Source organism: Gemmatimonadaceae bacterium (genome assembly GCA_035606695.1).
Taxonomy (GTDB): domain Bacteria; phylum Gemmatimonadota; class Gemmatimonadetes; order Gemmatimonadales; family Gemmatimonadaceae; genus JAQBQB01.
The window spans coordinates 159172-183004 of sequence record DATNEW010000050.1 but is presented as its reverse complement, the minus strand read 5'-3'; the positions used below and the strand labels follow the sequence as shown (position 1 = coordinate 183004).

Below are 23833 nucleotides of genomic sequence, written 5' to 3'. Positions count from 1 at the left end.
GTGGCCTACGAAATCGTGGTGGTCGGGACGTCGTGGGGCGGCCTCATCGCGCTCAAGGAGTTGGTTCGCGGTCTTCCGGCGACGTTCGCGTTGCCTGTCGTCATCGTGCAGCATCGCCATCGACAGTCGGATAATCTGTTGAGCACTCTGCTACAGGACAGCACGCCGCTGCCGGTGTGTGAGATCGAAGACAAGGCGCCGATCGTCGGCGGGCACGTGCACGTCGCTCCGGCCGACTATCACCTGCTGATCGAGGACGGATATTTCTCGCTGAGCACCGACGAACCGGTCCGCTACAGCCGGCCGTCGATCGACGTCACATTCGAGAGCGTGGCCGATGCGTACGGCGCGCGGAGCGTCGGCGTCGTACTCACGGGCGCGAATGCCGACGGAGCGCGCGGCCTCAAGCGCATTCAAGACCGCGGCGGCTTGACGTTCGTGCAACTGCCGCAGACGGCCGAAAGCCCGATGATGCCGGCGTCCGCCGCGGAGTCGGTGCCCGAGGCACGGCAACTGACGATCAGCGAGATCGCACACGCGCTGTCCGCGTTGCCGGCCGCCGAACACACGGCGCGCTCATGACACCGAGCGAGATGGCGAGGCACGCGGCCAAGCCCGATCAAGTCGACATTCTGCTCGTCGACGACCGGGCCGAGAACCTCCTGGCGCTCGAAGCCATTCTCGAGCCCCTCGGCCAGCGCCTGGTGCGCGCGTCGAGCGGCGAAGACGCGTTGCGCTGCCTGCTCGAGCGCGAGTTCGCCGTGATCCTGCTCGACGTGCAGATGCCGGGACTCAACGGCTTCGAGACGGCCGAGCTGATCAAGGCGCGCGAACGCACGAAGTTCACGCCGATCATCTTCCTCACGGCGATCAGCAAGGAAGACGAGTACGTCTACAAGGGGTACTCGGTCGGCGCGGTCGACTACATGTTCAAGCCGTTCCAGCCGGCCATTCTGCGCTCGAAGGTTCAGGTGTTCGTCGACCTGTACGTGCAGCAGCGGCGGATTGCCGAGCAGGAGCAGCGCATACGCGACATCGAGCGGCAGGAGCTCGAGCTGCAGCACATGAACGAGCTGCTGCAGTCCGAGGCGCGGTTCCGCGAGATCGTCAGCTCGGCGATGGACGCCATCATCGTGTTCGACGCGGACGGAAAAGTCACGCTGATGAACGGCGCGGCCGAGCGCATGTTCGGCGTGACGACCGACCACGCGATCAACGGGCCGATTCGCCGGTTCTTCCCCGAAGGGCTCGAGAACGACACGGTTGGTGCGCTGTGTCATACCGCGGATACCGTCCGCACGCAGACCGACACGGTGGCGGTGCAGCCGCACTCGCTCACCGCACGCCGCGCGAACGGCGACACGTTCCCGATCGAAGCCTCGATTTCGTGTCTCGACGGAGCGACGGGGCGCACGTACACGGTCATCATGCGCGACGTGTCCGAGCGCATGCGCCAGGAGCAGGCGCTGCGCGAGCAGGCGACGTCGCTGGCCGAGTCGGCGCGCGAGCTCAAGGAGCTGAACGAGGAGCTGCATCACCGGCAGCTCGATCTCGAACGCGCGATGACGGCCCGCAGCCGATTCTACGCGTCGATGAGCCACGAGCTCCGCACGCCGATCAATGCCGTGCTTGGCTATAGCACGCTGTTATTAGAAAGAATCTATGGCCCGCTGAACGACAAGCAGGCCGAGGGCATCGAACGGACGCAGAAGGCGGCGCGGCACCTGCTCGAGCTGGTGAACGACGTGCTCGATCTGTCGAAGATCGAAGCCGGCAAGATCGATCTGCGTCTGCAGCCGGTCGAGTTCCCCTCGCTCATCGAGGATCTCTTCGTCACCGTCCGCCCGCTGGCCGACGAACACGGCTCGGCGCTGACGCTCGACTTCAAGCCCGAAGAGCCGGTCAAGATCATTTCCGATCCGCGCCGCCTGCGGCAGATCCTGCTCAACCTCCTCTCGAACGCCATCAAGTTCGGCGGCGGCAAGCCGATCGCCGTGTCGTGCGTGTCGAACGACGAGGATGGCGTCACCGTCGAGGTGCACGACGAAGGCGAAGGCATCTCGAAGGAAGATCAGGAGCGCATCTTCCACGAATTCGTCCAACTCGGCAAAACCCAGCTGCAGGACGGCACCGGTCTCGGTTTGCCGATCTCGCGCCGCCTGGCGCAGCTACTGCGCGGATCGCTCACCGTCGATTCCGTGGTCGGGAAAGGCAGCACCTTCACGCTGCGGCTGCCGCAGAACGCGGAGGCGCGCGGCGGCCTGCGTCTCGTCGACCAGGAGATGCCGCGCGAAGCCGCCGACGAGCGCGAAGCGCCGGCGCGCGCCGAGCCGAGTCTGCGCGCCGCGAGCGGTGAGCTCGCGCGCTGATCGCGCTCGTTATTGTTTTAGAATACCAATACTAAAAACTTGCCCCGACGGTCAATTCGGTGGCGTGGTCGCCGAAGCCCGAGCCCATGCCGCGCACCCGCGCTTCGGCGCGCAGGCCGATCGGGAGCAGCGGAATCGAGAATCGCACGCCGGCGGATGCCGAGAGCGTCAGATCGTTCCGATGCGGATCGGGACCGCTGACCGCCCGAAACCAGCCGGCGCCCACGCCGAGATAGGGCCGCACCAGGAGCGGCAGCAGCTGCCATTGCAGCTGCACTTCGGGAATCACGTACGTGCGAGCGGTGTCGTTCACGGTCGGACGGAACACGCCAAGACTGCCTTCCGCGACGAGGGCAATCAGTGGAACGTCGACGCGCAGCGCGCCGATCGGCGCGCTGCCCGACCCATTCAGGTTGTAGTTCGACACTCCACCAACGACCGCAAACGATGGTATCGGCAGCTGCGCCGCCGACGCTTTCGCCGCCACGATCAGGATGACACCGGCCAACATCCGACGAATCATGTCTTGACCTCGGGAATCCGCGCCGTCGCGTGGCCGGCATCATCGAAGAATTCGATGGCCGGCACGCCCGCGGAGTCCACCGCAAGTCGGATGCGCGGCCGGCCTTTCGGATCGGAAAGCAGGAGCATCACCGATTTCGACTCGGTTCGACCCAGGAAGACGCGCCCGACTGCAGCTTGCGTCCAATCCGGCGATCGTCCATCGTCATTCGCTCCGCAGGGATTCGGTGGGATCGACACGCGTCGCACGCATCGCGGGAACCAACGCACTCGCCGCGGCTGCCGACGCGAGGAACAGCGCCACACCGGCGAAGAGTGGGGCGTTGAAGATGTCCTCGTTCGCCGAGAACTGCGCAACCAACATCACGCCATACTTCGTAAAGAGCAGTCCGAGCGCGACGCCGAGCAGCGCGATGATGACGCTCTCACGCAACACCGCGTGCAGGACATCGCGCGCCGTGGCGCCGAGCGCGATACGCACACCAATCTCGCGCCGGCGCTCGGCCACCGAATGCGCGACGACGCCGTACACACCAAACGCGGCGAGTCCCAGACCAAGCGCGGCGAACAGCGTGAAGAGCTTTGCCAGAAAACCGCGACTCTCACGCCCCCGACTCAGGCCCATCGCGTCATCCATGGTGAGGGCGCGCGTGACGCCGGCGGTACGCATCTCCTGCAGGACCGTCGCCGGGTTGCGCGACGTCCGCAGGGTCACGCTCGCCGCCACACCGTACGGACCCATGGCCAGCGTGTCGGCGGGGCCGGGAAGATAGTACACGTACCCGATCGTCGCGCCAAAATCGCTCAGATCCACCAGCTGTGGTTTTCCATGTTCGTCATTCTCACCCACGACGCCGACGATGCGCACGAACGGCCGCTGCGAGCGCGCATTGCCGAGCTTCATGAGCGCACCAACGGGATTGGCGTTCGGCCACAACTTTCGCGCGGTGTATTCGTCGATGACGATCGCCGGTTGATCGCGCTCGCCGTCACGGAAGTCTCGGCCCGCGATGATCGGCAGACCCATCGTGCGAAAGTACGACGGTGAAACGACGTGATATGAATAGCCGGCGACAATCAACTCGCGCACGCCACTCGAGTCCGCGAGCAATGCGCCGCCGCCTGCATACGAGCCGGACATGTCGGCCGCGGCGTTCACGATGCCAGGCAGCGCACGCATGCGTTGGGCGACGGACGAGAGCCACTCGGACTGAAGAATGTATTCCTTTCGCGCCGGCCGACGAATGAAATATCCGGTCGCCAGGCGCATTGGATCGTATCCCAGCCACGCACTCGCTGAATGGATCGCGCCGCGAACCATCACAGTCGCCCCGCTCAACAATCCGAGAGTCAGCGCCAGCTCGGCGACCACGAGAAAACCATATCCGCGCCGATGTCGTCGTGTCGCACCCGTGCCGGCGCCCGACTTCAGCAGCTCATTCGGATCGACGTGCGAAACCTTGATCGCGGGCAGCACACCGACGATGAGAATGCACGCCATCGTTGCGCCGATCGCGAAGAGCAGCACGCGCCAACTCATGCGCGGCTCGACGATGTATTCACCGACACTGGGCGGGATGGATGCGCGAAGCAACGCATTGCCGGCGAACGTCAGCGCCAATCCGAGTCCGAGACCGATCCCCGCGAGCATCAGCGACTCGATAAGCAGGTGCGCGATGATGCGACCACGCGTCGCACCCAACGCCGTCCGCAGCGCGAGCTCACGGCTGCGGGCAATTCCGCGCGCGAGCTGCATGTTCGCCACGTTCGCGCACGCGACGAGCAACACGGCGATAACGGCAGCCATCAACGCATAGTGGAGCGTGCGGATGGCGACTTCTTTCTTGTTTGGCAGATGAATGCGGAAGGCGACGTCGCGCGGTTCTTCACCCGCCAACGCGGCAATCCGCTCGGCCACGACGTCGAGCTCATGCTGTAGCTGCGAGAACGACGTTCCATGCTTGACGCGCATGATGCGCGAGTACATCTCGGCCGGCTTGCTCTTGCCGAGCACCCACGCTCCGGCGTAGTCATCGGCCTGAAAGCGCGAGTATCGCGAGAGCACACCAATCACGGTGTACGTGCTGTCGCCGCTCTTGATTACCGTGCCGACCGGATCGACTCCGGGCGGAAACAGTTGGTCGGCGAGCTGCTCGCCGAGTACCATCGGCTTCGTGCCCGCGTCGACGTCGCTCTGGAGAAAGACTCTTCCCCGAAGAACGCGAGGAGCGAGCAGGCGAAAGTATTCGACACTCACCGGCCCGACGGACGCGTCGGCGTATCGGCCGCCGGCGACCAGCTGAGTGCTGCGATACGACGAGACCGCGTCGAACCACGCTACCTGCTCCACCGCGTGCGTCCCCGAGAGCACCAGGGAGTCGCGCTGCGCGTTGCTGACGCGCAAATGATAATCGCCGAACATCCTGACCGCGAACAATGACTCCGGATCGCGGACGTCGACGCGCGGATGCACGAGGGCGTCGAGCACGCCGTACATGGTCGTGTTGAGCGCGATCGCGAGCGCAAGCGAGAGCACGACGACCGTCGAGAATCCCGCTTGCCTACGAAGCGTGCGAGCCGCAACGCGAACGCGATCGCTGATCATCGGCATTTTCAAAACTCGAAACCTGTTGCAAGGTTCAGATGATTGTTCCTGAACGTACCGCGTGCGTACTCGGTGGACAGGCGCCGCCACTCGAACCCGACGAAGGCGGGTCCCGTCGGATGTACTATGCTATACACCGAGCACGCGTTGTTCTCGTGACGGCTGTTCGCGTCGCGCGCGACGTCCGCCTGTCGAGGCGCATCGAAGCCACAGCCGATACCACCGGACCAGATGCGTCCAACAGGCCGGGCGTTCAACTGCCCCCATCCCGCGACATTGCGAATGGGCTGTCCAAACGAATTGACGCCCTGACCGATCGCTCCGGCGCCCAGTCCGCGCATGAGCTGCCCGCCGTAGAATTCGCCGCGGAACTCGAGCCAGCGCTGGAGTGGCAGACGCAGGTCGCAACCGGCGCCGCGGCTCGCCAGCAGCGAATCGCCGAGCGTCGTCGCGGTGCCAGGAACGGCGAGCCAACCGACGTGGAAGGCGCAGCCGCCTTCTCCAGCGAGTTCATCCTCGCCCCATCGAACGCGAATCCGTGTCTCGAACGACGGACGACGCGAACGCTCGGCGGGGTCGAAGTCCGTGTCGAAGGGCGTTTGCGCATCACCGCTTGCCGGCGCGAGTACGGCGCCTTGCAGCGCGAGCTTGATGTGCGACCCGGTTTCGCCCGTGACACGCAGCTGCGGAAGCCACAACCAAAGATTGCCTGCCCCGACGAAGCCGGGTGTTCCAAACGCCGCGGGACTGATCGGATTCAGAGGCGAGAAGAGCGGAACCTCCTGTCCGGCGAGCACCTCGGCGCGCGACCAACGCAGCGTTCCGTGCGCCGTTCGAATACGCAGCAGAGGAAACGCTCGTCCACCGCTCGACGGTTGTTGGCCGCCATAGAAGTCGACGTCCATGACGCCCGAGAACGTTGCGCCGGCAACATCCGGCACCGTCAGGCGCGCGCCGAGCATCGTTTGGCGAACCGCCATGCCGAAGCCGTGCGCTGAACGCGGCGAGGCGGAGTCGGGGCGAACGAACTGCGGATCATCGACATTGTTCACCGCGCGTTCGTTGCTGAAGGCGTTCATGACGACGCGGCCCGTGATCTCGAACTGCGCGCGGCTATGCGTTTGCACCGCGCTTGCTGCCTGCTCGTTCACCTGCTTTTGCAGCACCTCGACGGCGGATTCGAGCGCCCGGATGCGCGCGATGAGTGAATCCGGCGGCGTCACTCGCGACGTATCCTGCGCGTGCGCGAACGTGGGTGCCGCGCCCAGCGATGCGAGACACGCCGTGATGCAGCGGAGAGAGAAGATCGTCCTTGACGGTAGGGCAATCGGTCCCCAAGAGTAGGAGTGCTCGATTGGGTCCGGCGCCGACCGCGAGTCTCGTTCACGCATCCTTCGCCCTCCGATCATATGTCGTACCGAACACTATTCACGCTGTTCATCGGCGCCGCGCTCGCTGGCGGGGCCACGTCAACCGTTCGAGCGCAGAGTGCCGTCAGCGGCCAGGTCGCGATTCAGGAAAAGGCGAACGATCCGACCGAGGATTTGAGCAACACGGTCATCTATCTGGAACCAACCGGCGGCGTCAAAGGACGACTCGCGCCGACGAATACGTCGATCGCGTTGCAGGCGCGCCAATTCGCGCCGCGCGTGCGCGTGATCACCGAAGGCAGCAAGATCGAATTTCCCAACCAGGATCCATTTACACACAACGCCTTTTCGAAAGCGCCGCAAGGTCCGTTCGATACGGAGGCGTATGGCAAGGGCAAGACGCGCGACAACGTGTTCAAGGCCGCGGGCGTGTATCCCATCTACTGCAACGTGCATCCGAAGATGACGGCCTTCGTCATCGCGGTGAAGACGCCGTACTTCACGCAGGCCGGCAACGATGGACGATTCAACATCGAGAAGGTCCCGGCCGGCAAGTACGCCATTCATGTGTGGCACGACCGCGGCGGCGAACGCGTGGACACGCTCGTGGTTCCCGCGACGGGACTCAAGGATCTCAAGTATCAACTGGACGCACGCGGATACAAATACGTCCAGCACAAGAACAAATTCGGAAAAGACTACGCCAATGGCGGAGACATCTACTGATCGCACGCAGCCGCTGAGCGTCGCGCGGCGCGGCGGGGAACCGACAGTTCCGCTCTCGCCGCCACAACCCACGCCGCCGCCGGCTGCGCCATCGCGCGCCACCCTGGCTCCAAGAGTCGGATTGGCGTGGCGCATCTTCATCGGGACCGCGGTGGTGGTCGCCGTCGTCCTCGTCGTGACGCTCGCGGTTGCGTCGACCGTCGCTTCCAATGCCGCCGATGAAGCGGTGCGCGTGGGCCTCGAGCAAACGGGCCAGCGCGTCAGCGACATTCTCACGCAGCAGCGTGACCGCCTCACTCGGCTCGCCCAACTTTATGCGGCGCAGCCGAGCTTCGCCTCGACCGTCGGCGGCGCGATCGTCGCGAACGATTCGGCGACGCTGTTCGACCAGGCATCCACCGCGGCGGATGAAGTCGGCGCGAACTGGACGCAGATCATCGGCGCCGACGGTATTCGTCTCGCGAAGAGTGACGAGCCGGGCGCGGAGCACGCCGATCTGAATCAGTCGGCGCTCGTGAGCGGCGCGCTCGAAGGCAAGCCGACCGCCGGATTCGGCGTCGTGTCCGACACGATGCTGTTCGACGCCGTCGCGGTGCGCATCGGAAACGGCGCGTTGGCGCCCGTGCTCATGGCCGCGCGAATGATCACCGATACGGTCGCCGCCGGGATCGGCCGGCAGACCGGCAGCGACATCGTGTTTTACGCCATGACGCGGGAGAAGAAGCCGGCGATCATCATCAGTCCACCGAAATTCGGCGGCCTTGCGGAGGTGCAGCGCGGTCTGGAGGGTGCGTTGACCGAGGCGGACACCGGATGGCGGATGGATGCGCACCACATGATGATGATGAGCGGCGAGCGGCGCGAGATCGACCTGGGCGATCGCCGCTACGTCGGCCAGCACGTCGAGCTGCTGAGCGCCGCGGGCACGGAGGTCGGCGGGTTCATCGCGCTGCGCGATCGCGACCGCGAGCTCGCCGGTTATTATAAATTAAGAAATACACTTCTCTTAACAGGCGCGGGCGGCCTGCTGGTGGCGTTCCTGTTGTCGCTGGCGATCGCCCGGCAGATCGTGCGGCCGGTGCGCGCCCTCGTCGGCGCGACGCAGCGCGCCGCGGACGGCGACTACGACGCGGACATTCCCGTCACGAGCCGCGACGAGATCGGAACACTGGCCGACGCGTTCCGGCGTCTGCTCGCCGATCTGCGCGACAAGCAGGCACTCGTCGAGTTTCTCCAGAGCCCGGGGGGTGGACGCACCCTGCCGATTCACGCCGTCACGCCCACGATGGCCGCGCAGGCCATGGGGACTCCTGCGGCGGTGCTCGAGCCGGGACAGACGCTCGCCGTTCGCTACGAGATCACGACAGTGCTGGGTGTCGGCGGCATGGGCATGGTCTACAAAGCCACCGATCGCGAGCTCGGCGAAGTCGTGGCGGTGAAAACGCTCAAACCGGAGCTCGTGCAGCAGGATCCATCCGCGCTCGACCGTTTCAAGAGCGAGATCAGGCTCGCGCGGCGCATCGCGCACCGGAACGTGGTGCGCACGTACGACCTGGGCGAAGTGGGCGGCGTCTACTTCATCACGATGGAATTCGTCGAAGGCAAGTCGCTGAAGGATCTGATTCTGTCTCGCGGACGACTGCCGGCGTCGGTGACGTTACCGATCGCCAAGCAGCTGTGCCGCGCGCTCCAGGTCGCGCACGAAGAGGGCGTCATCCATCGCGACATCAAGCCGCAGAACATGGTCGTGCAGCCGGACGGCGTGCTGAAGGTGATGGACTTCGGGATCGCCCGGCTGACGCAGCGCACCTCCGGCCACACGCAGGCCGGAATGGTCGTCGGCACGCCGGAGTACATGGCGCCCGAGCAGCTGTTCGGCGAAGAGATCGACGAGCGCGCCGATCTCTATGCCGCGGGCGTGGTGATCTACGAGTGTCTCACCGGGCGGCTGCCGCACGAAGCCGACACGCCGATCACGCTCATCACGAAAGTCATCGAGGAGCGCCCGCAGTCGCCGCACGAGCTGGAGCCGGACGTCCCGGTGGCGATTTCTGATATTGTAATGCGAGTTCTCTCAAAGAATCGCGAGCAGCGCCCCCGCGGCGCGAGCGAGCTGCACGATTGGCTGGAGAGCGCCGCGACGACCGACGCGCGACGAACAGCGAGCGTGTGACGACGGTCACGCCCATCGCCCGTCGCGAACGCCCATCGCTATATTCCCCACATGCGTGACCGAAAGATGCGCATCGCCTGCTCTCGGCCATTCACCGCAAGCGGAGCTCGATCAATCTGCCTCCAGTCCTGACGTGGTCGGGCACGAGACCCCTCGCTCAGCTCCGCTGACACCGGACGGCGACCAACGCGCATCTGAGGACGGCGAAGCACTGCGCGTCCTTGCGCATCAGCTCGCCGCCGTGACCGAAACGCCCGCCATGCTCGAGACGCTCTGCCGAGCGGGCGCCGAGCAGTGCGAGGGAAACGGCGCGGCGGTGATGAAGGCCGCCGGCAGCGAAGGAGAAGTCGTCGCGGCGATCGGAGCGCTGATCGTCGCGCGTACGAGGCGCTTTTCGCTTCCGGGCTCGCTCGCGCGCGAGGTGCTGCGCACCCGCGACGTCGTGTCGGTCGACAACTTCAGCGAATCATCACGCCCGCTGACGAAAGTCGTTCCCGAAGTCGCCGTGGGGCCGATGCTGCTCGCGCCGCTGATCGCCCACAACAACATTCTGGGCGTCATCGCCGTGACGCGGGACATCGGCGCGGAACCGTTCGCGCCGTGGCAGGCTCATCGGCTGCGTGTGATCGCCGACTACGCCGCGCTCGCATTATGGAAGTCGGAGCTGTTCGATCGGGCGCAAGCGGCGGATCGCGCGAAGAGCCGCTTTCTCGCGACGGTTTCGCACGAGCTGCGCACGCCTCTGACCGCGCTCGCGGGTTACGAGGAGCTGCTAGTCGACCAGGTGCTGGGTCCGCTCACCGAAAGTCAGCTGGACGTGCTCGAGCGCATGCGATCGGTCACGCAGCATCTCGCCGCGGTGATCGAAGAGGTACTCGCGTTCTCGAGTCTCGACGAGGGCCGCGAAACGGTTCGGCCCACGGATTTTCTGGCCGCGGATCTCGTGCGCGCCGCGGTCGCCGTCGTCGAGCCGCTCGCGCGGCAGAAGCATCTCGAGTTTTCCTGCTCGCTGCCGGCGAAACCCATCCGCATGACGAGCGACGTGGACAAGATCCGGCAGATCCTCGTCAATCTCGCCGGCAACGCGGTGAAGTTCACCGACGCGGGCTCGGTGCATCTCGAGCTGGCGCGGCGCAACGGCGACGTGTGCTTCATCGTGCGTGATACGGGTATCGGCATCGCGAACCGCGACCTCGAACGGCTGTTCAAGCCGTTCGCGCAGCTCGACACGGGACTCACCCGGCGGCACGGCGGGACGGGGCTCGGACTGTACATCTCGCGCGGCTTGGCCGAGTTGCTCGGCGGGCGGATCGAGGTCGATTCGGAGCCGGGAAAGGGGTCGGCGTTCACGCTGGTGCTGCCGATAGACTGAGGCGCGGCGTTGCCGCAGGGAATGGCGCGCTTTGCGCGCGGGCATGGCCGCGTGCAGCGGCGGCAAATGCGCAACGCTGCGTCCCGAGGTAGTGCCTCGCGCGCGTAGCGCGCGGACATCCCCCGGCGCTTCGCGCCGACACCCCCCGCGGCGCAGCCGCGACACACCCGCGCTCCGCGCCGCAGGCGCAGAGCGCCGTTACATTTCTCGTCTATATGTTGCCCATCTCCAGCGTCTACAACGACGGCTACATCGCCGAGCAGTATGACGCGTACCGACGCGATCCCAACTCCGTCGATGAGTCCTGGCGCCAGTTCTTCCGCTTCGCCGAGCAGATCGGCGGACGCGGCGGTGCGGCGACGGGCGTCGACGGATCACTGCTGCGGAAAGCGGCCGCCGCGGCGTCGTTGATCAGTGCCATCAAGAGCTTCGGCCACCTCGCCGTGCAGATCGATCCGCTCGGATCGCCGCCGCCCGGCGCGGCCGAGCTCAAGCCAGAATTCCACGGCATCACCGAAGCCGATTTGCAGGACATTCCGGCGACGGCACTCGGCTATGACACGGGGACGGCGGCCGACGTCGTGCAGCGTATGCGCGATCTGTACTGCGGCGCCATCGGCTTCGAGTTCGAGCACCTGAGCGAAGAAGCGGAGCGCGAGTGGTTCCGCTCGACGATCGAGTCGGGCGCCGCGACCGAGCCGCTCTCACCCGACGAGAAGAAGACGCTCCTTCAGCGCCTCACCGAAGTCGACGGGCTCGAGCGCTTCCTCGGTCTCGCCTACGTGAGCGTGAAGCGGTTCTCGATCGAGGGCGTGGACGCGCTCGTACCGATGCTCGACGAGGCGATCGCGCAGGGCGCGCAGAAGGGCGCGCGGCACATCGTGATCGGCATGGCGCATCGCGGTCGTCTCAACGTGCTCACGAACGTCATGGGCAAGACGTACCGCGCGCTGTTCGAGGAGTTCGAGGGACGGCATCCGGCAACGAACGCCGAGAGCGACACGGGCGACGTGAAGTATCACAAGGGATATCGCGGGGCCCGCGAGGTGCAGGGTGCGGGAACGATCTCGATCGAGCTGGTGCCCAACCCCAGCCATTTGGAAGTTGTGAATCCCGTGGTCGGTGGCGTCGCGCGGGCACGGCAGCGCGTCGAGGGCGGCGCGCCAAACGCGCGCGACGAGGCGAGCGTCCTGCCGATCGTCGTGCACGGCGACGCGTCATTCCCCGGCGAGGGCGTCGTTGCGGAAACACTCAACATGTCGCTGCTGCGCGGCTATCGCGTCGGCGGCACGCTGCACGTCATCGCGAACAATCAGGTCGGCTTCACCACCGATCCGATCGACGCGCGCTCCACGCACTACGCCAGCGATCTGGCCAAGGGTTTCGAGATTCCCGTCGTGCACGTCAACGGCGACGACGCGGAATCCTGTGTGCAAGCGGTGCGATTGGCCGTAGCCTATCGCCATCGCTTTAATAAGGACTTCCTCATCGACCTGGTCGGCTACCGCCGTCACGGGCACAACGAGGCCGATCAGCCGGCGTTCACGCAGCCGCTGATGTACAAGCTGATCTCCGAGCATCCGACGCCGCGCGAGGTATTCGGGGCGCGCCTGGTGCGCGAACGCATCGTCACGGAAGACGACGTCAGCGGCGCCGACAAGGCGCTCAAGGATCGTTTCCAGGCCATCTACCAGGAGATGAAGAAGGCCGACGCGGCGGACACGCACAACGACGAGCAGGCCCCGTCGCCGTCGATGCCCAACGTCGAGACGGCCGTGCGCGCCGAGAAATTGGTGGCGCTGAACGAGCAGCTCCTGAGCTGGCCCTCGACGTTCAAGCTGCACCCGACCATGCAGCGCACGCTGCCGCGCCGGCGCGATGCGATCAGCAAGGGCGGCATCGACTGGGGGCATGCCGAAGCGCTGGCGTTCGCATCGCTGCTCACCGACGGCGTGAGCGTGCGCATCACCGGCCAGGATGCCGAGCGTGGAACGTTTTCGCATCGGCAGGCGGTGCTGCACGACGTGAACACGGGCGAGCTCGTTACGCCGCTCCAGAATTTGCCGCAGGCGAGCGGGGCATTCGAAGTCTATAATAGCCCGCTGTCGGAGACCGCGGTCCTCGGCTTCGAGTACGGCTTCAGCATCGCCGCGCCGGATGAGCTGGTGCTGTGGGAAGCGCAGTACGGCGATTTCGCGAACGTCGCGCAGCCGATCGTCGATCAGTTCATCTCGGCGGGCCGCGCCAAGTGGCGGCAGGAGTCAGGGCTCGCGATGCTGCTGCCACACGGCTACGAAGGGCAGGGGCCGGAGCATTCGAGCGCACGGCTGGAGCGCTATCTGCAACTGTCGGCCGAAGACAACATGACCGTGGCGTATCCATCGACGCCCGCGCAGTACTTTCACATGCTGCGACGTCAGGCCATGCGGCGGCCGCGCAAACCGCTCGTGCTCATGCAGCCGAAATCGCTGCTGCGCATGCCCGAGGCGGCGTCGAAGCTCGAAGATCTCACGAACGGAAGCTTCCGTCCGGTCATCGACGACCCAATCGCTTCACAGAACCGTGATGCCGTGCAGCGCATGGTGTTCTGCACCGGCAAGATCTACTACGATCTGACGTCGGGCGGCGATCGGCCGCCGAACGTCGCGATCGTGCGTGTCGAAGAGCTTGCGCCGTGGCCGCGCGAGATCGGCGATCTCGTCGACCAGTATCCAAACGTCGAAGAAGTGGTGTGGGCGCAGGAAGAGCCGAAGAACATGGGCGCGTGGACGTACGTGCAGCCGCGGCTGCGCGCGTCGATCGGCACGGTGACGACGCTGCGCTACGTCGGCCGGCCGGAGCGATCGAGCCCCGCGGAAGGCTACAAGGCGTCGCACGACGAGGAGCAGGCGCGCATCGTCAAAGAGGCGCGGACCTACACCCCGTCGGCTTCGTCGCGCAAGAAAGCTGGTGTTGCGCGGGGATGATGAAGCGTACGGTATTGCTGTCGCTGATCGCCGCGCTCGTTGCGCCGCGTCTCCACGCGCAGGGACGCGGCGCCGCTGCATTGGGCGAGCTCGCAGCCGGACTCGGCACCACGACGCGCGTGCTGATGATCGGCGCGCATCCCGATGATGAAGACACGCAGCTCATTGCGTACCTCGCGAAAGCGAAGCACGTCGAGACGGCCTATCTCTCGCTGACGCGCGGCGACGGCGGCCAGAACCTCATCGGCAACGAGCTCGGCCCTGTACTAGGCATGATCCGCACCGAAGAGCTGCTCGCGGCGCGGCGCATCGACGGCGGACACCAGTACTTCGCGCGCGCGTACGATTTCGGATTCTCTAAAACGCTGGACGACGCGCTTCAGCATTGGCCGAAGGATTCCATCCTCTCGGATGCCGTGGCGATCGTCCGCGCGTTCCGGCCGCAGGTGATCATCGCGGTATTCACCGGAACGCCGGCCGATGGACATGGGCAGCACCAGTTCTCGGGCGTGATCGCGCGCGAGGTGTTCGACGCCGCGGCGGATTCGGTGCGCTTCCCGCCCTCGAAGCTGGGCGGGCTCGCGCCGTGGACGCCGCTCAAGTTCTATCGACTGCGTCGCGGCGGAGGCGGATCGTTGTCGTTCAACGTCGGCCAGTACGACCCATTGCTCGGCACGTCGTACTCCGAGGTCGCGACGGCGAGCCGGTCGCAGCATCGCTCGCAGGGCCAGGGTGCGCTGCCGCAGCACGGACCGCGATTCAGCGGTGTGGTGCTCGAGGTGTCGCGCGTCTCCGATGTCAACGCGCGCGAGAAAGGGTTGTTCGACGGAATCGACACGAGCTGGGCGCGATTCCACTCGCTTCGGACCGCCGACTCGGTGCGCACGGCGATCGACTCGCTGCCGATCGTCGAAGGACAGGTTCGCGCATCGCTCGATCTGACGCAACCGCAGAAAGTGGTCGCCCCGCTGGAATCGTACGTGCGGCTTGCGTCGCGTGCGGATGCCGGAATCACGTGCACGACACGCGATGTGATCGATCCGGATACGCCGAGTTGCCGGGGAGAGGAAGGAGACCTGGCGCTGGCGCTCAGTGCGACGCGTGAGAGAGCCGTCAACGCGCTGCTCGATGCCGCCGGTGTGATCGTCGAAGCAACGGCGCCGCGCGAGTTGATCGCCGTGCGCGACACCATGCCCGTCACGGTTTCGGTATACAACCGAGGTTCGTCGCCGATCGCGCTCGAGAGCGCGTCGCTGATCGGCCAGCTCGGCGTTGCGTCAAAGCGCGTACCTCCAATTCTGCCCGACAGCGTCGGACGCCAGATGTTGCATTTCGTCGGCGCCGATTCACCGACCATTCCATGGTGGCTGCGCCGCCCGATGCGCGGCGACATGTTCAATCAGCCGTTGTCGGAGATGATCGCGGGCGAGGATCATTTGCAGAGCTCCGGCGTGGAAGTCGTGCTGCGGATGGGCGGTGTGTCGGTGCCTGTCACGGAGGCGCCGATCGTGTATCGGTTCGCTGACCCCGCGCGCGGCGAAGTGCGGCGCCCCGTTGCTACGGTGCCGGAGATTTCGGTGTTGCTGGAGCACGAGATCGAATACGCGCGCGCCAACGCGCCCCTCGACCGCACGCTGCTCGTGTACGTGCACTCGGCCGCCACGGCGCCGCGCGACGTCGAGGTGTCGCTCGCGCTGCCGGCCGGATTGAGCGCCGACAGTTCGCATCGTCACGTGACCTTGCCGGCCTTTGGCGATGCGACGTTGCACTTTCGAGTGCACGGCCGCATGGCGCCTGGCCGCGATTCGATTCGCGCCGTGGCAACGACGAGTGCAAGCCCAGGCCGCACGTTCGCGCTCGGTTTCGTGCCGATCGAGTACGAGCACATTCGGCCGCTGCGCTATTATCGGCGCTCGACCGTCCAAGTCGAGGCGGTGGATGCGACGTTCGCGAATCTTCGCGTCGGCTACATCCGCGGCGTTGGCGACAACGTCATGCCGATGCTCGAGGAGCTTGGCCTCCCCGTCGTCGAGCTCGATCCGGCGACGTTGGCGCAGGCGAAGCTGTCGGGGTTCTCGACGATCGTCGTCGGACCGCGCGCGTACGAAGCGAACAAGGCGCTCGTCACGAACAATCCGCTGCTCATGCAGTTCGTGCGCAATGGCGGCACGATGGTGGTCCAGTACGGCCAGTTTCCGTATCAGCAGCCGGGGATTCTGCCGTATCCGATCACGTTGAGTCGTCCGGCGGCGGATCGAGTCACCGACGAGACCGCGCCGGTGCGTGTGATCGACCCGGGCTCGCCGATCGTGACGCTGCCGAATCGGATTACCGAGCGCGATTTCTCGAATTGGGTGCAGGAACGTTCGTCGTACATGCCGCGTTCGTTCGACGCGCGCTATCGCACGGTGTTCTCGATCAACGATCCGGGTGAGCCGCCGAACGATGCGGCGGTCCTGGTGGCGCCGGTCGGCAAGGGTACGTACATCTATACGACGTTCGCATTTTTCCGGCAGCTGCCCGCGGGGAATCCGGGAGCAGCGCGGTTGTTCATCAATCTGCTGTCGGCGAATCAGAAGGCCGCGACGCGTCCCGCGGTGCGGCGGTCCGAGCAGCCGAAACCCTAGGCTATACAACTTCACTCATGTCGATCGATCCGCGGCTGTTCGCATTCATTGGCGTCGCCGCGGTGTTGACGATTCTGCCCGGCGCGGACATGGCGCTGGTGACGCGCAACGTGCTGGCCTACGGCCGGCGTCGTACGATGCTGACGATCGTCGGCATCTGTCTCGGCTGCGTGGTGCACGCGACGTTCTCTGCGCTTGGGCTGTCGGCGATCCTCGCGACCTCGGCGACGGCGTACAATGTGGTGAAGACCGTGGGGGCGGCGTATCTGGTGTGGATCGGGGTGCAGGCGATACGGGAAAGTGTGGTCATCCCGAGCGGAGGCGCGCAGCGCCGGAGTCGAGGGACTCCCGTCCTGGCGGACGAGCAGCGCTCCGCTGAGAAGGGGGTCCCTCGACTCGCTCCGCTCGCTCGGGATGACATGCCTCTGCTCAAACCCTTCCTCCAGGGCTTCCTCACCAACATTCTCAACCCGAAGGTGGCGATTTTTTATCTCACCTTCCTCCCGCAATTCATCTCGCCCGGCGAGAGCGTACTGCGCCGCAGTTTACTGCTGGCGAGCATTCACATCCCGATGGGCCTCGTGTGGCTCACCGCATACGCGTGGTTCGTCGATCGTCTCGGCGTCGTGCTCACGCGGCCGCGTGTGCGCGCCACGTTGGAGCGTCTCACCGGCGGCCTGCTCATCGCGCTCGGTGCGCGACTCGCGTGGGACCGGCGATGAGTCGCTTTCAACGCAATCTCGCTCGCGTGCTCGGCGTGCAGGTGATCACGCTCGTGCTCCTCTGGATTCTTCAGCGCGTGTACACGCCGTAACGTGAATCCACTCAACTGGGTGATCGTCGTCGGCTGGATCACGTACATCGTGATCGACGGCATCCGCCGCTCGCGCGGGACGAAAGAGATCGAAGGCTACTTCCTCGCCAACCGCAGCTTGCCGTGGTGGGCGGTTGGATTGTCCGTGATGGCGACGCAACTCTCGGCCGTCACGATGATCGGCACGACCGGCCAGGGCGCGACCGACGGCATGCGCTTCATTCAGTTCTATTTCGGGCTGCCGCTGGCGATGGTCATTCTCGGCGTGACGCTCGTGCCGTTTCTGCACGGTGCACGCGTGTACACCGCGTACGAGTTTCTCGAGCGCCGCTTCGACGCGAAGACGCGCTCCCTCACCGCGTTTCTGTTTCTGATCTCGCGCGCCATGTCGTGCGGGACGATCATCTCCGCGCCTGCCGTGGTCTTCTCGGCGATTTTCGGCTGGCCCGTCGCGTGGTCGGTGGCATTGATCGGCGTGCCGGCGATTCTCTACACCATGATCGGCGGCGTGCAGGCGCTGACGTGGGTTGACGTCAAGCAGATGTTCCTGATCGTCGGTGCGTTGATCGCGATGGTCGTCGTGCTGCTGGTGCAGATTCCCGTGACGCCGAGTGCGGCGCTGCATCTCGCGGGGTCGGCGGGGCGGCTCAAGGTGTTCGATTTCTCGTTCAGCCTCACGAACACCTACACGTTCTGGTCGGGCCTGATCGGCGGAACGTTCCTGCAACTCTCGTATTTCGGCACGGATCAGAGCCAGGTGCAGCGCTATCTGTCGGCGAAGTCGGTGGACGAAGCGCGGAGCTCGCTCCTGATCAGCGCCTACTGGAAGATTCCCCTCCAGGCCCTGGTGCTGCTTGTTGGAGTATTGGTATTCGTATTCTATCAATATCATCAACAGCCGTTGTTGTTCAATCCCGCGCACGAGCGCGCGGTGAGACACGCGCAACCCGTGCTGTATGGCCAGCTCGAGCAGCAGTTCGCCGCCGCGTCCACGCCCGCCGCGCGCGATTCCGTGCGGACGCGCGCGCTCGACCTGGCGAGCAAGGTTACCGGGCAGCCGGCCAAGGACGTGAACTACATCATCCCGCGCTTCGTGATCGACCATCTGCCGATCGGCCTCGCCGGCATCTTCATCGCGGCGGTAATCGCCGCGGCGATGAACGCCATCTCCGGCGAGCTGATGTCGCTCTCGACGGCGAGCGTCGTCGACTTCTACAAGCGATGGGTGCGGAGCGACGGCCCCGATTCACATTTCCTCAAGGTGTCGCGGACCGCGACGGCGCTTTGGGGCCTCCTGGCCTGCATCGTCGCGACGTATGCGGTGAACCTCGGCTCGCTGATCGAGGTCGTGAACCGGTTTGGATCGTTCTTTTACGGATCGATCCTCGGCGTCTTCCTGCTGAGCATGATCGCGCGCGCGAACGCGACCGGCGCCTTCATCGGCTTGATCTCGGGCATGTGTGCTGTCGCCGCCGTGAACTTCGGCGCGCCGTCGGTGTCGTTTCTCTGGCACAACGTCGTCGGCGCCGTGACGGTGGTGATCGTCGGCATGCTGGTCAGTTCAGTCACGGGATCGCGCGCCGCGCTGCGCGCCGCCGCTACTCGATAAACCGCACGGAGCTCCCGATGAGCGACGACCGCGAAGTGCCGGCCCTGCCGGATGTACCGACGGTTCGCAAAGGCCAAACCGACGTAGCGCTCAGCAAGAAAGAGTTCGACAAGCGCTTCGACGAACGGTTCTACGATCCCGCGTTCGAAGCAGTCAGTGATGAGATCGCCCGCGCGCGCGACGTCGCGTGGGAGTCGTATCACGAATATCGAAAGAGTCCGCGCACCGAAAAGGCCGGACCCGGCTTCGCCGATCCGGAGCACCCGCTGCCGATCGAATGGCTCGCCGCGCGCCGCGCCATTCACGACGCGCAGCAGGCGCACGATGCACCAGGAGCGAAGCGCCGCATTCTCGTGATCTGCGCGAGCGCGCGTACCGATCAAACCTGCCCGGGCGAGATGTCGAAGACGTTTCGCTTCGCGAATCTGGCAAAGGAGATCGTGGGCGCGGATGCCGAGTGCGAGTGCGACTTTCTCGACCTGAGTGCGCTGACTGCCGAGTATGGGCGTGTGATCTATCCCTGCAAGGGATGTGTGTCGACGGCGATGCCGCTCTGCCACTGGCCGTGCTCGTGCTACCCCAATCATGCAATTGGCCAGGTGAATGATTGGATGAACGAGATCTATTCGCGCTGGGTCGCGGCGCACGGCGTCATCGTCGTGACGCCGGTGTATTGGTATCAGGCGCCGGCCGTGCTCAAGCTCATGATCGATCGGCTCGTGTGCGCGGACGGCGGCAACCCGGATCCGACGACGACGCACGGCAAGCATCCGGACGAGGCGAAGGCCATCGAAGTGAAAGGGTGGGATTATCCACGGCATCTCGCCGGCCGCGCCTTCGGCGTCTTCGTGCACGGAGACGCGGCCGGCGCCGAGACGCTGCGTCGCTCGCTTACCGACTGGATGCTCGATATGCATCTCGTGCAGGCGGGGCGGGCGGTCATCGATCGATACGTCGGCTACATGGACGAGTACGCGCGCAGCCACGACGCACTCGACGCCGACGAAGCGGTGCAGGAGGAAATGCGCAACGTCGCGCGCGAGGTGGTGGCGACGGTCAAGGCGCAGCGGGACGGCCGCTATGACGAACCTGGGCGCGATCTGAAGGATCCACGGCCGAAGTGATCGTCGGCCGTGGATTTCGGCCGCCTAAAGAGTCCGTACCTTTCGAGCATGGCACCGAACCCCACCCGCCCACGCGTCATCATCATCGGTGGCGGCTTCGGCGGCCTGTATGCCGCTCGCCAACTGAAGCATGCTCCAGTCGACGTGACGGTCATCGACCGCACCAATCATCACGTCTTTCAGCCGCTCCTCTATCAGGTCGCGACGGCCATGCTGTCGCCGGCCGACATCGCGGCGCCCATCCGCTGGCTGCTGCGCAACCAAGCAAATACCGAGGTTCTGCTCGGTGACGTGACCGCGGTCGATCCGGCGGCGCACGCGATCGCGACGGGTGATTCAAAGAAATATAACTACGATTATCTAATCATCGCCGCCGGCGCACGCCACTCGTACTTCGGCCACGACGACTGGGAGCGCCTTGCGCCCGGCCTCAAGAGCATCGACGACGCCACCGAGCTGCGCCGGCGCTGGCTCATGGCCTTTGAGCGGGCTGAACGAACCGACGATGCCGCCGAGCGCGCGGCGAACCTCACGTTCGTCATCATCGGCGGCGGGCCAACCGGCGTCGAGCTGGCGGGCATGCTGCCCACCATCGCGCGCCAGGCGCTGCCGCGCGATTTCCGGCGCATCGACACGGCGTCCGCGCGCATCGTGCTCGTCGAGGGTGGGCCGCGCATCCTGCCCGCCATGCCGGAAGAGCTCTCCGAAGCCGCGCGGCGCGATCTCGTCGAGCTCGGCGTCGAGGTGCGCACCAACACACTCGTCACCGACGTCGGCGACGGCTTCGTGAAAATGGGCGACGAGCGGCTCGACTCCCACACCATCTTCTGGGCCGCCGGCAACGCCGCCGCGGCACTCGGCGCCTCACTCGGCGCGCCGTGCGATCGCGCCGGACGCGTGCTCGTGAATGCCGATTTGAGCGTGCCTGGCCATCCGGAGATTTTCGTCGTCGGCGATCTCGCGGCCATGACGAGCCGGGGAAAGCCCGTGCCGGGAGTCGCGCCGGCGGCGATGCAGAGCGGGCGCACCGCGGCGCGCAACGTCGTCCACGCCATTCGTCGCGAGCCGCGCGAGTCGTTTCGCTATCGCAACAAAGGCGATCTTGCGACGATCGGCCGCTACCGCGCGGTCGGCGTGCTCGCCGGACGAAATCTCTCCGGGCCGGTCGCCTGGTGGACGTGGCTGCTCGTGCACATCATGTATCTGGCGGGCTTTCGAAATCGCATAAGTGTTCTCATCGAGTGGGGATACTCGTTCTTCACCTATCAGCGCGGCGCGCGCCTCATCACGACGGGTTCGCCGGCGCCGGCCGCTCGAGGCACGTTACCTCCGGCGTGGTAGCAACGCGGTAGCGACGTGGTAGGTCATCGGCCCAGGGGCAGCGACCTGCGGCCACTCGCCGCGCGATGTTGCGGAATTCCCCGCGAAGCCGTCTAGAAATGGGCCCCGTAGCCCTGTTTTTTGGCCCCCCACCCGGCACCACCAGAGCTTTTTCGTGACGCAGCCCTCCGCCGGCCTCGATTTCGCGCGCATCGGCATTACCGGTGTTCGCTTCGAGGCGCTGTTCGAAGCGGTCCCGCTGGCCATCGCCATTTTCGACGGCGAACAGCGGCTCGTGAACGCGAATGCCCGCTATCGGGAGCTGACCGGCGTCAATGGAACGCCGGTGAAGGTCTCGATCTACGACGCGTTTCCGAACGCGCTCGCCGACCTCACCGATCAGATTGATTCCGCGCTGCGCGGCGGCGCGGTCGCCGCGCCCCTGCGCGTGCCGTTTCAGCATCGCGGCGGACGTCGCCTCATCGAGACGACGTTCGCGCCGCTCAGCGAAGAATCGGGGAGCCGCGGCGTTCTCTTCGCCGGCAACGACGTCAGCGAGCGAGAAGAGCTGCGTGAAACCCTCAGCCGAAACGTCGCGCAGCTCGAGTCGATCTTCGACGTTATTCCCGACTCGGTGCGCGTCTTCGACACCGAAGGGCGCACGGTTCGCTCGAACACGCAGGCGCTGCAGGATCATCCGGGCGGCCAGCCTTCGACGCTGCGCGAGCTGTGGCAGCTCGATCGCCCGCGCACGATCGACGGCACGAGTCTCTTCATGCACGAGCATCCCACCGCGCGCGCGTTGCGCGGCGAGCGCGTGCGCGGAGAGACGCTCGCGGTCCGCCGCGGGGTCGATGGCACGCAGCTGATCATCGAAGTCAACTCGAATCCGCTCTACGACGAGCACGGGAAAATTCGCGGTGCCGTGACCGTCGAACGCGACGTGACGGTGAAGACGCAGCTCGCGAAAGCGCTCGAAGCTGAAGCGAAACGAACCGCCGAGCTCTATGAGCGGGTGTCGACGGAAGCGGAACGTCTCGAGCGAATGGTGCAGGAACGCACCGCCGAGCTGCTGGCGCTTCAGGAAGCGCGGTCGCGCGAGCGTCGCCTTGCCGCCGTCGGCCAGCTTGCGGCGGGCGTCATGCACGACGTCAACAACGCGCTGAATCCGATCATGGCGGCGGCCTATCTGCTCGAGGCCAACGCGGAGAATCCTGACGCGGTGCGCGACTACGCGCAGCGCATCGGCAAAGCCGCGGAGACTGGCGCCGCGACGGCCGCACGCGTCGGGCGATTCATCCGCCAGGAACCGCTCCAGGCCGAGCGCGAGGAGCTCGTCGATCTGTCCGTCGTGTGCGACGAAGTCGTGGCAATGACGCGTCCGCTCTGGGCCGAGCGCGCACGCGGTGGCCAGGTGCACTTCGAGCGCGATCTCGTCGAGCCCGGCACGGCGATGATTCGCGGCATCACCGGCGAGCTCCGCGAGGCGTTGCTCAACCTCGTGCAAAACGCGCTCGACGCCATGGCGGGCGGCGGTACGCTCGGCATGAAGACGCTGGTGTCCGATGGCGAGGTCAAGCTGGAGATTCGCGATTCCGGGATCGGCATGTCGGCCGAGGTTCGCGAGCGCGCGTTCGAGCCGTTCTTCACCACGAAGGGCCGGATGGGCACCGGACTCGGCCTGGCCGAGGTGTATGGCATCGTGAAGCGGCATCGCGGGCACGCGGAAATCGAGTCGACACCGGGCGTGGGGACGACGATTCGGCTGGTTTTCCCAACGGCCGCGGCGACGCCTGTTTCGGAGCCTACAGAAGTGATTCCGCCAAAGAAACGGGTTGCGCGGCGCGTGCTCTTAGTAGAAGATCATCCGGACAGCCGCGAGTTCATGCAGGCGCTGCTCGAGTCCGACGGCCATCAGGTCGACACCGCGATGGGGGTATCGGACGCGACGGCGTTGTTGGAGAAGGCGGATCCCCCGTACGAGGTGCTCGTCACCGACATCGGGTTGTCCGACGGCAGCGGTTGGGATCTCACCGCACTCGCCCGTGGCCGATGGCCGTCGATGCGGATCGGCATCGTCACGGGATGGGAACCACGCGTCGGCGCCGGCGCGGACGGAGATTTCATTCTCCGTAAACCTGTAAGAACTTCAGAGTTACTCGCGCAGGTCGCCGGCGAAGGCTGACCGCGGGAACGATCCGCCTTCACCGCTGGCATTGTGCGCCGCGCGGGGACA

At 65.7% G+C, this 23833-nt stretch carries 16 protein-coding genes; 12 read left to right on the top strand and 4 right to left on the bottom strand.

The genetic code is table 11. The annotated features are described in order from the left end of the window. Together VN706_25540 and VN706_25535 are read left to right on the top strand one after the other, a co-directional pair. Entirely contained in the window at nucleotides 1-582 is a 582-nt protein-coding gene (locus VN706_25540) for a chemotaxis protein CheB (GenBank protein HXT19016.1), read from the top strand. Continuing rightward, nucleotides 579-2369 carry an ATP-binding protein gene (locus tag VN706_25535; GenBank protein ID HXT19015.1) on the top strand — a complete coding sequence of 597 codons (1791 nt, stop codon included), beginning with the start codon at nucleotides 579-581 and terminating at the stop codon, nucleotides 2367-2369. Before VN706_25540 ends, VN706_25535 begins: the two co-directional genes overlap by 4 nt. 31 nt (nucleotides 2370-2400) lie before the next feature. On the opposite strand, the gene VN706_25530 is transcribed toward VN706_25535, so the two are convergent. From VN706_25530 to VN706_25515, 4 genes are all read right to left on the bottom strand, one after another. Continuing rightward, nucleotides 2401-2892, bottom strand: a complete 492-nt coding sequence (locus VN706_25530; GenBank protein HXT19014.1) for a hypothetical protein — start codon at nucleotides 2890-2892, stop codon at nucleotides 2401-2403. Then, nucleotides 2889-3020, bottom strand: coding sequence for a hypothetical protein (locus VN706_25525; GenBank protein HXT19013.1), 132 nt, complete (start codon nucleotides 3018-3020; stop codon nucleotides 2889-2891). Before VN706_25525 ends, VN706_25530 begins: the two co-directional genes overlap by 4 nt. A 76-nt stretch (nucleotides 3021-3096) precedes the next feature. Next, the gene (locus tag VN706_25520; GenBank protein HXT19012.1) at nucleotides 3097-5502 is read right to left on the bottom strand and encodes an ABC transporter permease; all 2406 of its coding nucleotides are present in this window, start codon (nucleotides 5500-5502) and stop codon (nucleotides 3097-3099) included. A 2-nt stretch (nucleotides 5503-5504) separates the two neighbouring features. After that, nucleotides 5505-6887: a hypothetical protein gene (locus tag VN706_25515; protein HXT19011.1), complete on the bottom strand. Its 1383-nt coding sequence runs from the start codon at nucleotides 6885-6887 to the stop codon at nucleotides 5505-5507. An 18-nt stretch (nucleotides 6888-6905) separates the two neighbouring features. On the opposite strand from VN706_25515, the gene VN706_25510 reads away from it, so the two are divergent. From VN706_25510 to VN706_25465, 10 genes are all read left to right on the top strand, one after another. Further along, nucleotides 6906-7592 carry a hypothetical protein gene (locus tag VN706_25510; protein HXT19010.1) on the top strand — a complete coding sequence of 229 codons (687 nt, stop codon included), beginning with the start codon at nucleotides 6906-6908 and terminating at the stop codon, nucleotides 7590-7592. Then, nucleotides 7573-9765, top strand: coding sequence for a protein kinase (locus tag VN706_25505; GenBank protein ID HXT19009.1), 2193 nt, complete (start codon nucleotides 7573-7575; stop codon nucleotides 9763-9765). Before VN706_25510 ends, VN706_25505 begins: the two co-directional genes overlap by 20 nt. 241 nt (nucleotides 9766-10006) lie before the next feature. Beyond that, nucleotides 10007-11137 carry a HAMP domain-containing sensor histidine kinase gene (locus tag VN706_25500; protein HXT19008.1) on the top strand — a complete coding sequence of 377 codons (1131 nt, stop codon included), beginning with the start codon at nucleotides 10007-10009 and terminating at the stop codon, nucleotides 11135-11137. Nucleotides 11138-11352: 215 nt separating this feature from the next. Next, entirely contained in the window at nucleotides 11353-14103 is a 2751-nt protein-coding gene (locus tag VN706_25495) for a 2-oxoglutarate dehydrogenase E1 component (protein HXT19007.1), read from the top strand. Further along, the gene (locus VN706_25490; protein HXT19006.1) at nucleotides 14100-16730 is read left to right on the top strand and encodes a PIG-L family deacetylase; all 2631 of its coding nucleotides are present in this window, start codon (nucleotides 14100-14102) and stop codon (nucleotides 16728-16730) included. Before VN706_25495 ends, VN706_25490 begins: the two co-directional genes overlap by 4 nt. Nucleotides 16731-16747: 17 nt before the next feature. After that, nucleotides 16748-17452 carry a LysE family translocator gene (locus tag VN706_25485; protein HXT19005.1) on the top strand — a complete coding sequence of 235 codons (705 nt, stop codon included), beginning with the start codon at nucleotides 16748-16750 and terminating at the stop codon, nucleotides 17450-17452. A gap of 93 nt (nucleotides 17453-17545) precedes the next feature. Next, nucleotides 17546-19153, top strand: coding sequence for a sodium:solute symporter (locus tag VN706_25480; protein HXT19004.1), 1608 nt, complete (start codon nucleotides 17546-17548; stop codon nucleotides 19151-19153). Nucleotides 19154-19170: 17 nt separating this feature from the next. Continuing rightward, entirely contained in the window at nucleotides 19171-20277 is a 1107-nt protein-coding gene (locus VN706_25475; GenBank protein HXT19003.1) for an NAD(P)H-dependent oxidoreductase, read from the top strand. Nucleotides 20278-20325: 48 nt separating this feature from the next. Further along, entirely contained in the window at nucleotides 20326-21618 is a 1293-nt protein-coding gene (locus VN706_25470) for an NAD(P)/FAD-dependent oxidoreductase (GenBank protein ID HXT19002.1), read from the top strand. Nucleotides 21619-21772: 154 nt separating this feature from the next. Next, a complete protein-coding gene (locus tag VN706_25465; GenBank protein HXT19001.1) occupies nucleotides 21773-23782 on the top strand; it encodes an ATP-binding protein in 2010 nt (669 codons plus the stop codon). The last annotated feature ends 51 nt before the right edge of the window (nucleotides 23783-23833 follow it).

Bases quoted from the DNA above. Each gene is read 5' to 3' on its own strand.
- VN706_25535 (HXT19015.1), top strand. From the start codon at position 579: ATGACACCGAGCGAGATGGCGAGGCACGCGGCCAAGCCCGATCAAGTC.
- VN706_25530 (HXT19014.1), bottom strand. From the start codon at position 2,892: ATGATTCGTCGGATGTTGGCCGGTGTCATCCTGATCGTGGCGGCGAAA.
- VN706_25525 (HXT19013.1), bottom strand. From the start codon at position 3,020: ATGCTCCTGCTTTCCGATCCGAAAGGCCGGCCGCGCATCCGACTTGCG.
- VN706_25520 (HXT19012.1), bottom strand. From the start codon at position 5,502: ATGCCGATGATCAGCGATCGCGTTCGCGTTGCGGCTCGCACGCTTCGT.
- VN706_25515 (HXT19011.1), bottom strand. From the start codon at position 6,887: ATGCGTGAACGAGACTCGCGGTCGGCGCCGGACCCAATCGAGCACTCC.
- VN706_25510 (HXT19010.1), top strand. From the start codon at position 6,906: ATGTCGTACCGAACACTATTCACGCTGTTCATCGGCGCCGCGCTCGCT.
- VN706_25505 (HXT19009.1), top strand. From the start codon at position 7,573: ATGGCGGAGACATCTACTGATCGCACGCAGCCGCTGAGCGTCGCGCGG.
- VN706_25495 (HXT19007.1), top strand. From the start codon at position 11,353: ATGTTGCCCATCTCCAGCGTCTACAACGACGGCTACATCGCCGAGCAG.
- VN706_25490 (HXT19006.1), top strand. From the start codon at position 14,100: ATGATGAAGCGTACGGTATTGCTGTCGCTGATCGCCGCGCTCGTTGCG.
- VN706_25485 (HXT19005.1), top strand. From the start codon at position 16,748: ATGTCGATCGATCCGCGGCTGTTCGCATTCATTGGCGTCGCCGCGGTG.
- VN706_25475 (HXT19003.1), top strand. From the start codon at position 19,171: ATGAGCGACGACCGCGAAGTGCCGGCCCTGCCGGATGTACCGACGGTT.
- VN706_25470 (HXT19002.1), top strand. From the start codon at position 20,326: ATGGCACCGAACCCCACCCGCCCACGCGTCATCATCATCGGTGGCGGC.